This is a genomic window from Pseudoalteromonas xiamenensis (assembly GCF_030994125.1).
Taxonomy (GTDB): domain Bacteria; phylum Pseudomonadota; class Gammaproteobacteria; order Enterobacterales; family Alteromonadaceae; genus Pseudoalteromonas; species Pseudoalteromonas xiamenensis_B.
The window spans coordinates 359,028-373,845 of the sequence record NZ_CP099917.1; the positions used below are offsets into that span (position 1 = coordinate 359,028).

Sequence of the window (14,818 nt, forward strand, 5' to 3'; positions counted from 1 at the left end):
AAAGCCCAGTGCTTTCGCTTTTTTTATGGAATGGAAATAATGTACGAATTAAATATCAACGGCATGTCAATATCGGACTTTTTATCCAAGTATTGGCAAAAAAAGCCTCTTTTAATCAAAAATGGCTTTGCAAACTTTGAAGACCCGATTGACCCAGAAGAATTGGCGGGCCTTGCAATGGAAGAAAGCATCGAATCACGATTAGTGACAAATCACGACGATACGTGGGAAGCTCATCACGGACCTTTTGAAGATTTCTCATTACTTTCTGACACAAACAGTACATTGCTAGTACAAGCCGTTGACCATTGGCACCCTACCGCCGCTGAATTAATCGAACCATTTAGATTCATTCCTAACTGGCGAATCGACGATCTCATGATTAGTTACTCAACCCCTGGAGGTGGCGTTGGCCCGCATTTAGACCAATACGATGTCTTCATTATCCAAGGTCTTGGAAAACGCCATTGGCGCGTCGGTTTACCTAATCTTGCACTCAAAGAATTTGCGCAAAATAAGAGTCTACTTCAAGTTGAAGCATTCGAGGCGGTTATCGATGCGGTATTGGAGCCAGGCGATATACTCTACATTCCTCCTGGTCACCCTCATGAGGGATACGCGGTAGAAAATGCGTTGAATTATTCCGTCGGATTTAGAGCCCCGAACCAACGCGATCTTATTTCTAGCTTTGCAGATCATCTGATTGATACAGAACAGGGTAAGGTTCGATATAACGACCCTGATATCACTGAGCGTGATTCCATTGGATTATTGTCCGATACAGAAATATCAAGAATTCGAAACTTGATTATTGCGACACTTAACGATTCTGGTTCATTCCAAGATTGGTTGGGTAAAAACCTGTCTACGCCTAAACATGATATGGATCTCTATGAACTAGAAGAACCCTATGCCGTTGAAGATATCGTTGAAATTCTTAACGACGATGCAGAGCTCTACCGTGCGGGTGGAGTTAGAGCAATTTATCAAATTATGGAAGATAACCTGATATTGCTTAGTATCAATGGTGAAAATCATCATTTAACACTCGACAATCTAGCGAATGTACAACTACTTTGTGACCAAACTGTAATGAACTCCGATCAGTTCGAAAAATCACAACATTGGCTAGATTTTATCCAGCTATTGACTAATCTTATTAATGAAGGGATCTATTATTTCCCCGAAATGAACGATTGATCGCTCTAAAATGCAAATAAAAAAGCCTAAAGTTATCGTCTATCTTTAGGCTTTTGCAGTATGGAAAGCTCAATCTCAGCGCCAAAATTCTTGATTCGGTATGGAGGATTTATGTTCTATCGTGTTGACAAGGTTAGTTGGCTTGCGCATAAAAATGAGTTACAGCAAATCAGAGAGAAAGTATTTGTTTGTGAACTCCACATACCAAAAAGCGTTGAATTTGATGATCTTGATTTAGTAGCAGACCACGTCTTAGTAAAAGACGAGACAGAGTGTCCAGTTGCTACCGGCAGATTGTGCAAAGATGGTTTGATAAGCCGAATTGCTGTGCTTCAGCAATATCGCACTCGCGAGACCTACGATGCCTTGCTCAAGTTTATCGTGTTACTAGCCGAACAAAATGGACTTAAAAATCTGTGCATAAATTGTATCCTCCATGAGGTCGATTTATTTACAGCAAAAGGTTTTGAAAAGAAAGGTTCGGTATTTATGGAAGCAGGCATCCCAAGACAGCGCTTGCAATGCCATATTAGTGAATTTTCAACGGAGCCATTTACGCTGGTACATTAGCCCAAAGCTCTTGTTTTTCAGCGATTTCATAGAGTCCGTGTGCACGGTTTATAAGTAAGTTAGCAAAGTTTAACTGCGTTTGATCCCGTGTGCCGGAACTCATGATTTCATCCGCTTTTAACTGCCACTGGTAAGAAAAGTAACGAACGGCATCACGCGGTGTCTGTGCAGTTGTTGTAGCAATGACATCTGTAGGTAATCGACCAGCGATGACCCAGTAGCGCTTGCCATTTTGGCACTTGAACTTCCAAACAGACAATAGTGGTACCAAAAAATAGCACTCTTCATCCGAGTAAGACTCTGGGAATAACCCTTTTTCCACCAAGAACTTCTGAGCGGTTTCAAATGCGTCACGCTTCCACTGAAGCTCTTCTTGTTCAGTCATTTGTCGAGGTTGAACAGAGTCATTTTTTTTAGTTTGATCATTCATTATGTACTACTCACATCTCACAATTTCAATCCACTATAGCAGTGGTTAGCATTTCATTAAATATCTATCACTGCTTTTTGACAAACAGCTTCTCTTTTTGCTGTAATATTACTCAACATTTCGCCGGTTTGTTTAGTTTCCAAGTACCACTGCAGGATCAATTTTCGTTGCTTTCCAAGCCGGATACAGTGTTGCAAGCGTCGAAATAAGCATTGTGCCGATTACTGTAACAACAACATCTTGCCACAGGACAACTGACGGAAGAAAGTTAACGAAATAAACGTCTTCGAGTGGATTCGCTTCTGAGAAATTAACCCAGATTTTAAAAATATCTGAAATGTTCATTGCCAATAACACACCTATAAATACACCAAGTAGTGCTCCTACAAGCGCATAGCCTAATCCCTGCAATGCAAAGGTAGTAAAAATTGTTGTGTCTTTAGCACCCATGGTTTTTAAAATAGCGATGTTATGCTGTTTTTCTTTTACTTCCATAACCATGGAGGAAACTATATTAAAACTTGCGACAGCAATGATAAGGAATACAACCAAGTAAATAATGGTGCGAACCATTTGAATATCTTGATAAAGACTTCCTTGGCTTCGGTACCAGCTATTTACATACACGAGATCAGGCAACAACTGCCCTGCCGCCATTGCAATTTGATGCGCTGCAAAAACGTTGTCGACTGACAATCTTAAATCGGTTACTTCGTCAGGTGAAAAGCCCAACGTTTGCTGTGCTGTAGAAAGATCAATGACACCAACCATCGAATCAATTTGCCCTCCCATCTCGACTAATCCCGAAACAGTCAGTGACAAACGTTTGCTTGGTGCAAGTGTTGCTGAGCTTGATTGATCCGCAATGAGTAACGTCACTTTATCACCGACAGCAATACCAAGCTCTTTGGCAATTTTACTGCCAATGACAATCTCATCATCAGACAAACTTGAAATAGCCTTACCTTTAACATAATCACCTAGTCGCGACACTTTGCTATATTCACTTGGCAAAACTGCTTCTATTTCAATCGCTTTAAGAGAAGTCCGAAACTGAATCATCGCGCTCAGTTTTATTTCGGGCGTAGCACCAACGACATTGGGGTGCTGTTCTAATAACGCTATTTTACTTGGCCAATTATTGATTGGTTTAGTCGGTGCGTGATATTCCACATGTGCAACGACAGACAGCAATCGATTGATGAGTTGCTGCTCAAAGCCATTAATCACTGATAGTGACACAATTAATACGCTCACCCCAATAAGAACACCTACCGTGGAAGCTTTGCTAAGAAAGGCAATCAATCCAGAATGTTGATTACTTGCTCTGAACCGTTTAGAAATGAACCAACTTAGCATTAACCAAAATCCTTCACTTCAATTAGCTTTCCGTCTTCTAGTTTTACAATTCGGTCCATTTTTTTTGCTAAAGCGAGATCGTGAGTCACAATAACAAAGCATGTCTTTAACGTTTTATTTAGTTCCCGAAGTAAATCGAAAATCAGTTCACCGTTTTGTTTGTCTAAATTACCGGTCGGTTCATCAGCCAAAATGAGCGCAGGTTCAGCAACGAGCGCTCTTGCAATAGCAACGCGCTGACGCTCACCACCGGATAACGCAGAAGGTCGATGATCAACTCGATGTCCGAGACCTACTCGCTCTAATAATGCTTTAGCGGTAATTGAAGCCTCATTGGGTTTTAAGCCTTTGATTAAAAGTGGCATGGCCACATTCTCAAGCGCTGTAAACTCCATTAATAAGTGATGGAATTGATAAATGAATCCCAAATTTTCATTTCTAAATTCAGCCTGTTTGGAACGAGAAAGTAGCCCAACGTCGTGCGACTTAATGAAAACATGTCCGGCAGTAGCGGTATCGAGCGTCCCAAGAATATGCAACAAAGTACTTTTACCTGAGCCCGAACTCCCAAGAACTGCGACCATCTCACCTTCAAGCACTTCAAAGTTAATTTCATTTAATACTTGTACAGTATTTCCTGCATCCAAATAGTTCTTAGAGACTTTTTCGCACTTAAGTACCACATTATTCATATCTTAAGACCTCCGCGGGTAATACTTTTGCCGCTTTAAATGCGGGTAAAACAGTAGCAATAAAACTCAGTAACAGACTCGACAAGAGCATAAGAGTCAAAGCAAAGGGCTCAATAACTGTCGGTAATTTCATCCCGCCCAGTAGATTTAGACCAACAAACGACAATGCTTCGTTAATGTTTAATGTCAGGACGATACCTAAACACCCGCCAATAAACGTGCCTACCACGCCGTTATAACTCCCTTGGATCATAAAAATTTGCATTATTTTCATCGGGGTAAAGCCTAATGTTTGCAAAATAGCGATTTCTGACTGCTTCTCATTTACCATCATCGAAATGGCTGACAATATATTGAACGCGGCGACCAAAACGATGAGCGTCAATAACAACGTCATAATGCGTTTTTCCATCGCAACGGCACTGAACAATGCCCCCTGTTCTACCCGCCAATCACTCACAGCCAACGATGGATGTTTCGCGAGTAATTCGAGAATGGGTTGGATACCAAACGCATCAAAGAGCTTAATACTATAAGTCGCATCATCTGCCGACTTACGTTTTAAAAGCCGCTCAAGGGTATCAAAACTGGTATAAGCTAAATGCAGGTCAGCTTCACTTTCAGTTGAGAAAATCGTTGAAACGGTTAAAACGCGTTGAACGGGAACCCGACCCATGGGGGTATAGTTACTCACACTTGGAATAATAACGCGTATTTCATCACCAATATTGACGTTTAGCGCAGAGGCCAAATAACGACTTACTGCGATTGTGTAGCGAGAACCCTGAAGATCTTCCCAACTTCCTTGCTTCAAAAAGGGAATGAGGCTGGTGTCATCTTTACTACCACCTTGAAGGCGGACCCCTTGTAATTGGCTATTGGTTTGTAAAACAGCTTCAACAGCTAGATGCTCACTAATTTCTTTTACGTTTTCGACTTTTTTGAGTTCTGGCAGTAATTTTTCAATTTCAGTTCGTTTGCCCGAAATCTGCACATGTGGAATAAGCGCCAACATGGAAGATTTGAGATTTTTTTCAAATCCATTCATTACAGAATTAACGACTATTAGCGCTGCTAGTCCGAGCGCAATTCCAGCAATAGAGAAAAATGAAATAAAGGATATAAAGGCGTTACCTTTTGTAGAGCGAGAATATCTAAGTCCAACAAAAAGGCTAACAGGCTGAATCATAGCTTATTTGGTCGTGTTCTGATCATTGTGAACGAAGTCTAACATAGACGATAAACTCCTGGGTACGCATATAAATGTAAAAAATCATGAAAAATCCAACCACTTGCCGTTTTGTTTTAAGTTAGAATGCCAAAAAATTTTCAAAATGGCTTAAGCATGTTGTCGTTAAATAGATATAAACACCTGTCAGTAAAGGGTGATTTATTTGGGGGTGTCACAACCGCCATCATCTCATTACCACTTGCTCTCGCTTTCGGCGTTGCCTCAGGAGCAGGCGCAGAGGCTGGTATGTGGGGCGCTATTTTAGTTGGGTTGTTTGCTGCATTATTTGGTGGTTCCACCTCGCTTATTTCAGAACCAACTGGACCAATGACCGTGATCATGACAGCAATTCTGACGACTATGGTTGCAAGTTATCCAGAACAAGGTCCAGCGCTCGCATTTACTGTTGTCATGATGGCTGGCGCGTTTCAAATCCTACTTGGCACGCTCCGACTCGGCAAATACGTTACGCTTATGCCTTATAGTGTGGTTTCTGGATTTATGTCCGGTATTGGCATTATCCTTATCATTTTACAACTAGCACCTCTACTCGGTCACAAAGCCCCTGGAGGAGGAGTAACAGGCACGCTTGCGGCATTGCCCGAGCTAATTATGAACGTCCAATTTGGTGAATTGTTTCTGGGCGCTATCACACTTGCTATTTTGTTTTACTTTCCAAAAAAATATCGCCAGTACGTACCAGCTCAGCTAGTAGCCTTGGTTTCTGTTACCTTAATTTCAATCATTCTATTCGATACTGACAGTATTCGCCGAATTGGCGAGATCCCTAGTGCATTGCCAACGTTCGTGTTGCCGACGTTCAAGCCTGAAATATTCACAAAAATGATTATTGATGCACTAGTGCTTGGCACACTAGGCTGTATCGACACGCTCTTAACTGCTGTCATTGCAGACAGTCTAACGCGAACTGAACATGATTCAGATAAAGAGCTTCGAGGCCAAGGTATCGCAAATATGGTAGCGGGTGCATTCGGCGCATTACCAGGGGCAGGAGCGACCATGGGCACTGTTGTGAATGTACAAGTCGGTGCGCGTTCACCGCTTGCTGGCATTTTGAGAGCAGTGATATTGATGGCTGTCGTATTTGTCGCAGGTTCATTAACCGAACCAATCCCTATGGCTGTTCTTGCGGGGATTGCCGTATATGTTGGTATAAATATCTTAGATTGGAGCTTCATCCAACGCGCTCACAAACTAAGTACCAGCCAAATGGCGATTATGTACGGGGTAATGCTGTTAACGGTTTTAGTGGATTTGATGGTTGCAGTTGGCCTCGGTGTGTTTATCTCCAACATTCTTGTGATAGAAAAACTCAGTCGAGTGCAAAGCGAGCAAGTCAAAGCAATAAGTGATGGCGATGACGACGATGTTCCATTGTCGAAAAAAGAAAGACGTTTACTCGATAGCGCCAACGGACAATTGTTGTTTTTCTACTTATCTGGACCAATGATATTTAGCGTATCTAAAGCAATTTCACGACAACATCGGCATGTGTCAAAGTTTAAAGCGATGGTTATCGATTTATCAGACGTTCCGATGCTCGACGTAACAGTAAGTTTAGCGATTGAAAATGCGATTTTAGATGCACTTGAAGCAAATGTGGACGTATATATTTTTTCCCCAAATCGCGATACAACGATGCAACTCGAAAAGTTTAATATCCGAGATAGGCTAACGCCACTCGCCTTCTGTGCATCCCGAGAACTCGCTATGGAGCGTGCGTTAGAGGTGATAGCTAATCCAAACGAAGCTAAAAACGAGCGCTAATTTGATGATTGCAGGAGAGACAAACTCCTGCAACGTTGGACGTGATTACTTAGCTAACCAAAGTTGTTCAATTTCACCAAATACGCTTGCATCGTCGATAGTAGACGGTATTTGTAATGGTTCCCCATCCACAAGTTGTCTCAAATTTTTGCGTAAGATTTTTCCTGATCGTGTTTTTGGCAAACGAGGCACGGTCAAGACCGTTTTAAGACAGGCAATTGCCCCGATACGAGATCGAATTTCACTTACAATGGAGGCTTCAATCTCTGATGGATCTGCGCGCGTGCCGTCTTTAAGTACAACCATCGCAACAGGAAGCTGACCTTTTAATTCATCTTTTGAGGCAAACACAGCGCACTCGGCCACACTCGGATGCGCAGCAACAATTTCTTCCATTTCACCTGTGGACAATCTATGACCTGCTACGTTAATGACATCATCCGTTCTGCCCATGATAAACAAATAGCCGTCTTCATCGAAATATCCCCCATCGCCTGTTAAATAATAACCTGGATAGGCACTTAGATAACTGCTTTCGAATCGCTTCTGGTCGTGCCAAAGCGACGTTAGGCATCCCGGAGGCATTGGTAGTTTAATCACTACAGCACCTTGTTCATTGACATCGCATGGGTCGCCTACGGCATCTAGAATGCGCACGTCAAAACCCGGAGTTGGTTTCGTGGCGCTCCCTGGTTTCGTTTCGAATACATCGAGCCCAACGGGATTACTTGCAATAGCCCAGCCCGTTTCGGTTTGCCACCAATGGTCGATAATGGGCAACTTTGATATTTCACCCAGCCAATCATAAGTCGCGGGGTCAAGTCGCTCGCCCGCTAAAAACAAATGCTTTAAGCTACTTGTGTCGTATTTTTTAAAAAGCATCCCTTCTGGGTCTTCTTTTTTAATTGCTCTAAAGGCTGTCGGTGCACTAAAAAGTGCGTTGACCTTATAGTCTTCAACCACTCGCCAAAATGCACCGGCGTCTGGAGTCCGAACCGGTTTCCCCTCATATAAAATAGTTGTACAACCATACAATAGTGGCCCGTAAACGATATAAGAATGCCCAACCACCCAACCGATATCTGAAGCAGCCATAAAAACATCGCCAGGCTTTACGCCATAGACGGTTTCCATACTGTAATGCAATGCTACTGCGTGCCCGCCATTTTCACGTAACACACCTTTGGGTTTCCCTGTCGTACCCGATGTATAAAGCACATACAAAGGGTCATTTGCTTTTAAACTGACTGGTTCCGCTTCGATGCCAGATTCACTTAATTGCTTCCAATCAACATCTCGTTCCGTTTTCATTGTCGCTTTCAAATATGAGCGCTGTAATACTACGCAATGCGAAACTTTATGTGTCGCTTTTTCAAGCGCTTCATCCAGTAAAGGCTTATAAGCAATTATCCGGTCAATTTCGATTCCACAAGAGGCACTTAGAACGACCTTTGGCTTGGCATCATCGATTCGTACACTAAGTTCGTGAGGCGCAAACCCACCGAAAACGACTGAATGTATTGCGCCAATGCGTGCACAGGCCAACATGCCGATGACCGCTTCTGGCACCATCGGCATATATATTACGACTCGGTCTCCCTTTGTGACGCCGAGTGCTTGCAGACCATAAGCAAACTTCGCTACGGCTATTTTTAACTCGTAATAGGTGTAGGATTCTTGTTTTTGTGTCACAGGCGAATCGTAAATCAACGCGCTCTGATCTCCTCGACCGGATTTAATATGATGGTCGAGCGCCATATAGGACGTATTCATTTCTCCATCACTAAACCAATGATATGACCCATCACTCTCTAGAGTGCATCCTGTTTTCGGCATTGCAAACCAAGGAAGACGCTCTGCTTTTTCAAGCCAAAAAGCGTCCGCCTTTTCTATCGATTTTCGATATTGATCTTCATACTGTGTTGTCATAATCGTCATTCCAATTTGTATTTCCTTTCAAATTAGGTAACGAAAGGATTTCACTCCATTAGACTTTAGGTTAACCAGCTCCTGAGAGCCCGCTAAGGTTGATTTAGCGCAAATTTCTCTCGCTTTCTTGGTAGGATTGCTTTTTCACTTTAGAAAGACAATCGAAGAATGTCGGGTAAATTAGTTTGGCATGCCGAAGATGTGAACGACTCAGCCAGCCAAGACTTGAAGAAAACATACGTAAAAACCAGATTTTGTTACGCTTTTCCAACTTTCTTTGTTCAGTCAAATTGATTAAGACTTGCTCTGGCATCAAATAAAACGCTTGATTAATCGTCATCACTTCCCTAAGCAAACCATTTAAATCTGCGTTTGTTAACCTCACAAGGTTGGCCGCTTTTTGAGGTGAGCTATGCAAAATGGTGTCCATCAAACTAGCACTGTATTGTGAAAGCACTTGGTCTCGCTTTATTCGGTATTGCCCAAGCCGCCCACTACACTCTCTTAAAACCTGACGAATAAATTCGTACAGAATAATCTCATCTCGTTTAAGCGTCGCGGTAGTTTCAAAATTAATTTCAATGTCATTCATACTTTCATTCCTTGATTGTTAAATGCGCCAAAGAGACTAGAACAAAAGCACGGAGACGCAAGTTAAAAAGACTAAAATTTCATTTTTGTTACAAATATCGTTTAGCCTTTTAGTCTTATTTCAATTATTTTTGTCGACAAATACTTGCAAAAACATCGTAACTCTAATTATCTAGCAATGGACATTTCGAAAAGGATTAATTTATGGAAGTTAAAAATGACATACCTTGTGAGAGCCTTAGTTACAGTAGCGGCCGAACAGACACACCACTTAACTATCAAACAATTGGTGATTACCTTGAATCTATTGTCGACACTTCCCCTGAATCTGATGCAATTATTGTAAGCCATCAAAATGTCCGATTAAGCTATCGCGACTATCTAAAGAAAATAAATCAAGTGGCAGCAAGTTTAGTTTCATTGGGCGTAAAACCAGGTGACCGTGTTGGAATTTGGTCACCGAACAACATTGAGTGGTCGCTCATTCAGTTCGCGACTGCAAAAATTGGCGCAATCATGGTTTGCATAAATCCCGCCTATCGCCCAGATGAACTAGAATTTGCAATAAACAACGTATCATGCAGCGTATTAGTCATGGCGAATCGATTCAAAAACAGCAATTATGTTGAAATGTTAGAATCGCTGGCACCTGAAATCCGACAACTTGGCATTGATCAACTGAACGCTGAAAAACTTCCATCCCTTAAACATATCATCACCATCGAACAGACGCCGTTGGACTGTATGATGAGTTTTGACGAGTTTCTAACGCGTGCAAGTGACCTTGACCATTTAAAGGCGCGTGAATTTGCCAGCACATTAACCTGCTTAGACCCCATCAATATTCAATTTACCTCTGGTACTACGGGACGCCCTAAAGGAGCAACACTCAGTCATTTCAATATTCTAAACAATGCGCGTTTAGTGGCAGATGCAATGAACCTCTCTTCGTCAGATAGACTTTGCATTCCTGTTCCACTGTATCATTGCTTCGGAATGGTTTTGGGAAATTTAGTTTGCATGAGTGTTGGTGCGTGTGCCGTTTTTCCTAATGATTCATTTGACCCAGAAATTACACTTCGGGTCGTTGAATCAGAACAATGTACCGGACTTCATGGCGTACCCACTATGTTCATTGCAGAACTCGAGCTCCCAAATTTTCATTCGTTTGATTTGAGCACATTGAGGACCGGTATTATGGCCGGTGCTACATGCCCTGAAAAAGTGATGCGACTCGTCCAAGAAAAAATGCACATGAAAGAAGTGCTGATTGGCTATGGGCAAACCGAGTGCAGCCCTATCAACCATATTACCAGTATTGATTCTCCTCTTGAAAAAAGGGTGAACACCGTTGGAAAAACGATGCCACACACACAGGTAAAAATCGTTGATGAATCCGGAAATTTGGTATCACGAGGTAATCCTGGAGAACTACTCGCCAAAGGTTATTGCGTAATGGCTGAATATTGGGAAGACCCTGACAAAACGGCTGCAACTATTGACGCGCAGGGTTGGCTACATTCTGGTGATCTTGCTGTAATGGACACCGAAGGATACGTTCAAATCGTCGGCCGTATTAAAGATTTAATCATTCGTGGCGGGGAAAATATCTACCCACGAGAAATAGAAGAAACACTTTATCACCTTGAACAGATCCAGGATGCTGCCGTGTTCGCCGTAAAAGATGAACGCTATGGAGAAGCAGTATGTGCATGGCTGCAACTAAAACCTGGGCATTACATTTCAGAAGAAGAGGTAATAACTTATTTAAAAGACAAGTTAGCCTACTTCAAAGTCCCTAAATTCATTCGTTTTGTTGATGAATATCCTATGACTGTCACCGGAAAACTCCAGAAGTTTAAAATGCGCCATATAATGGAAGATGAACTGTCTTCAGAATCGACCTAACAACGCTGTATTTAAGTGAAGATTAACTTAAATAAAAAGGCGCAGTCTCATAAAAGACGGCGCCTTTGCTTTGCTTAACATTAATTTTTTACTTACTGATATCTGAATACGGGTTTTCTACTCGAAGCGATACGGGTTTATCAAACCCAGGTAAAGTGAGCGTATCTGCAGTAATAACGAGTCCAGCTTCGTCAATCATGCCATCGCCAAAACGATAAATTAGTTCATATTTGCCATTGTTCGCATCCGCGCGATATTGTTCCTGTGCTTTTAATGTTTGCTCTTTGGCAACATCGTATTGTTGCAGCTTTTCGACACTGTAGCGCTTTGCTAGCATGTTTTTCGTTAACGCTGGCGAAAACACGGTCGCTGTCGCATTATTACCACCAAAGCCCTTAGAGTTTATAAAAGCAATGTCTTGAGGTTCGCATTCATAATGGTTTGTACGAATATCTAAATGCTCAGCATGGACGTCATCAGCTACTTTATCGATGGTGGTAATACCCGGCATAATGTTGTGCGCAAATACGCCTAAAGCCATAGCTAATTGGTCGCCGCTCGCAGGTGCGATGGTATGTCCTACATACGCTTTCGGTGCCGCGACTTTCCAACCTTCAATGGCGAATGATTCGGCAATTTTATGATAAATAGCAGATTCAGTGACACGGTTTTGTGGCGTACTTGAACCGTGTGCAAGAATAAAACTGCGTTTTTGTACGCGTTCAACGCCTGCAATTTGAGACGCTAGGGCAACCGATTTTGCCATGGTGATATAGTTGCCAGGCCCCGGAGCGGTAATCGACTTCTTTATTCCGTCCGCATTGACATATACATCTGCAACCGAACCCAAAATATCAGCACCGAGTTCAAGCGCCAACGCATCATCCATTAATATTGCAACTTGCGCGCCTTCACCTATTGTGAAACCGCAGTTTTCACCAAATGGACGACTCGTTCTTCGATAATCAACTTGGTCTGTATTGTCGAGCTTGCGTAAACCTTCTTCATTCGCTAGAGCTGACATGTTGCCAAACCCTTCCACGATTTCTGGTGTAACGGCACATTCAACACTCGCAACAACGGCAACTCGCGTACGACCAGCTTGAATATCATTTACTGCTGCGCGCAAGTTATATAAAAAGGTTGCGCATGCCCCTGACGTAGTAAATGTTGTACCAACGTTGCCTGTTACGTAAGCATTAATAAAGTCCGTGCTCATGGTGTTTAAACCCAACGCTAGCTGTTTAGTGCTAACGCGGTCACCTAGAAGTCGGCTTTTTAACAAACCGCCAAACCCTTCTTCATTCACTTGACCTGCAACAGACGCTGAATACGTGCCTATTTTATCTGGCTCCACGCTATTCATCACAGTGGTCCAGTCTAAACCTGTAGAACGAATTGCATCCGTTGCCGCAAAAATAGTCGCTTGCAAGCCTCGCGGTTGATAACGGCTGTTATATAAATTTGCCGGTTCAAAACCTGTAGGCAGCTGACCTGCTGCCTTTATAGGGTTGTCACGGTAAGTATCGTGTTTAACTTCCACCAATCCCTGAATGGTCACCTTTACTTCTTTTCCTTCGATTTCTTCCACTGTCCAGTTGTTTGGAATAGGATTTGGAAGATCACGCTGTTTTACAGTAAAACAAATAGGTGTAGATTCATCACTGGTAAGCGTCATACGCTGATGACCATGAGTTGCATCAACGTCAAAATGGTTCTTTTCAATTTTGCGAATTAGCGTACCGTCTAAGATTTGTTGACCTAGTTTTTTTTCTATTTCATCAACGCCGATTGGTTCACCTGAGGCTTGTACGTATTCGCCATTTTCAATGCGCACCAGATTCATCAATGTTGCTAAACCTAAAAACGTTTCTTTTTTCTCTTGCTCGTCAAGCGTATTCAATACAATTCGTCTAAATCCTTGATGGAATGAAGTGCGACCCGCCGCATTAATCCCACCCATACCAACGATCACTGGTAATGCTGTCATTTCTGAACCCAACGTAATTACTACTATGACTAACATTGTAAATGCTTTATGATGGCACCATCATGCATATACAGCCACACAACAACCATTTTAGGCCATATCTAACTGGTCAGAGGATTTGATATGTCTGCAATAAACGTGGCGTTCGTCGTCTATGAACAAATGTTGGTCACAAGTTTAACCCTGCCTATTGAAATGCTTAAGGCTGGAGAAGCGTTTGCAAAGAGACACAGTAATAGAAAAACTTTTCGTATACTTGATATTCAATTAGTAAGCGAAATGGGCCGAACCATTCCAAGTATTATCAGTGCTCCAATCCCAACCACTCCGATTGCCAATGCAAATCAACAGCAAGACTTCATAATAACCCCGAGTATTTGGCGAAATCCGCGTCCAGTACTTCGCAATTCTGCAGGTTCAATTGATTGGTTGAACAAACAATGGGGGGTGGTGCGACGTTAATCGGTGTTGGTACAGGGGTTTGCCTTATTGCAGAAACCACTCTACTCGATTCACATCCAGCGACAACACATTGGCATTATGCATCGCAGTTTAAGCGTGATTACCCAAAGGTTGATTTAAAGCCCGATTACTTTATTACTCAATCTGAAAGGATGTATACCGTCGCAAGTTTAAATGCGCTTGCCGATGTCATCGTCCACCTGATTTCTCAAATATATGGAGCGTCAGCAGCTCAACACGTTCAACGTAATTTTTCTCATGAAGTACGAAAGCCATATGAAGAACAGCGATTTCTTGAAGGAGGTAGTGATAGGCACCCAGATGAGCTCATCGCGGATATCCAATTTTGGCTTAAATCCAATATGCATGAAGAAATCTCATTTCGTGAAGTTGCCGCACAGTTTGGCATTTCCTATCGCACGATGACACGCCGATTTAATCAAGCGATTGCTTTATCACCGCTGGAATATCTTCAAAAAATCCGCATTCAGGCCGCGACTGATTTACTGGCCGGTTCGAATCTAGAAATTCAAGAAGTTGCGATCGCGGTGGGATTTTCGAGTCAAGGTCAACTTACTCGATTATTCAAAGCTTATCTCGGGCAAACACCAAGCGAATATAGAAAAGTAGTCAGGAAAAAACTTTTCTCTCAGTAAACTTAAAAACAG

The 14,818-nt window shown here is 42.4% G+C and carries 11 protein-coding genes and 1 pseudogene; 5 read left to right on the plus strand and 7 right to left on the minus strand.

Annotated features, from left to right (window positions below; translation table 11 throughout):
• Nucleotides 1–39: 39 nt before the first annotated feature.
• A complete protein-coding gene (locus NI389_RS01610; RefSeq protein WP_308361290.1) occupies nt 40–1,200 on the plus strand; it encodes a cupin domain-containing protein in 1,161 nt (386 codons plus the stop codon).
• A gap of 111 nt (nt 1,201–1,311) precedes the next feature.
• Nucleotides 1,312–1,770, plus strand: a complete 459-nt coding sequence (locus tag NI389_RS01615) for a GNAT family N-acetyltransferase (protein ID WP_308361291.1) — start codon at nt 1,312–1,314, stop codon at nt 1,768–1,770.
• On the opposite strand, the gene NI389_RS01620 is transcribed toward NI389_RS01615, so the two are convergent.
• From NI389_RS01620 to NI389_RS01635, 4 genes are all read right to left on the minus strand, one after another.
• A complete protein-coding gene (locus NI389_RS01620) occupies nt 1,754–2,200 on the minus strand; it encodes a DUF4826 family protein (protein WP_308361292.1) in 447 nt (148 codons plus the stop codon). The genes NI389_RS01615 and NI389_RS01620 overlap by 17 nt on opposite strands.
• A 132-nt stretch (nt 2,201–2,332) precedes the next feature.
• Nucleotides 2,333–3,559 (minus strand): lipoprotein-releasing ABC transporter permease subunit, encoded by a 1,227-nt coding sequence (locus NI389_RS01625; protein ID WP_308361293.1) that lies wholly within the window; start codon nt 3,557–3,559, stop codon nt 2,333–2,335.
• Nucleotides 3,559–4,251: a lipoprotein-releasing ABC transporter ATP-binding protein LolD gene (lolD, locus tag NI389_RS01630; protein WP_308361294.1), complete on the minus strand. Its 693-nt coding sequence runs from the start codon at nt 4,249–4,251 to the stop codon at nt 3,559–3,561. The genes NI389_RS01625 and lolD overlap by 1 nt, the downstream gene beginning before the upstream one ends.
• Nucleotides 4,244–5,440: a lipoprotein-releasing ABC transporter permease subunit gene (locus NI389_RS01635; protein WP_308361295.1), complete on the minus strand. Its 1,197-nt coding sequence runs from the start codon at nt 5,438–5,440 to the stop codon at nt 4,244–4,246. The genes lolD and NI389_RS01635 overlap by 8 nt, the downstream gene beginning before the upstream one ends.
• A 156-nt stretch (nt 5,441–5,596) precedes the next feature.
• Between NI389_RS01635 and NI389_RS01640 the strand changes: the two genes are divergently transcribed.
• Nucleotides 5,597–7,270, plus strand: coding sequence for a SulP family inorganic anion transporter (locus NI389_RS01640; RefSeq protein ID WP_308361296.1), 1,674 nt, complete (start codon nt 5,597–5,599; stop codon nt 7,268–7,270).
• A 45-nt stretch (nt 7,271–7,315) separates the two neighbouring features.
• On the opposite strand, the gene NI389_RS01645 is transcribed toward NI389_RS01640, so the two are convergent.
• Entirely contained in the window at nt 7,316–9,199 is a 1,884-nt protein-coding gene (locus NI389_RS01645) for an acetate--CoA ligase (protein ID WP_308361297.1), read from the minus strand.
• 103 nt (nt 9,200–9,302) lie between these two features.
• A complete protein-coding gene (locus tag NI389_RS01650; RefSeq protein ID WP_308361298.1) occupies nt 9,303–9,791 on the minus strand; it encodes a hypothetical protein in 489 nt (162 codons plus the stop codon).
• A gap of 203 nt (nt 9,792–9,994) precedes the next feature.
• Here NI389_RS01650 and NI389_RS01655 point away from each other — a divergent pair, with 203 nt between their 5' ends.
• On the plus strand, nt 9,995–11,698 hold the full coding sequence (locus tag NI389_RS01655) for an AMP-binding protein (RefSeq protein WP_308361299.1): 1,704 nt from the start codon (nt 9,995–9,997) through the stop codon (nt 11,696–11,698).
• Between the two features lie 88 nt (nt 11,699–11,786).
• Here NI389_RS01655 and NI389_RS01660 read toward each other — a convergent pair whose 3' ends face one another.
• Nucleotides 11,787–13,688, minus strand: coding sequence for a beta-ketoacyl synthase (locus NI389_RS01660; RefSeq protein ID WP_308361300.1), 1,902 nt, complete (start codon nt 13,686–13,688; stop codon nt 11,787–11,789).
• Between the two features lie 123 nt (nt 13,689–13,811).
• Here NI389_RS01660 and NI389_RS01665 point away from each other — a divergent pair.
• Nucleotides 13,812–14,806: pseudogene (locus NI389_RS01665) on the plus strand (GlxA family transcriptional regulator).
• Nucleotides 14,807–14,818: the final 12 nt, after the last annotated feature.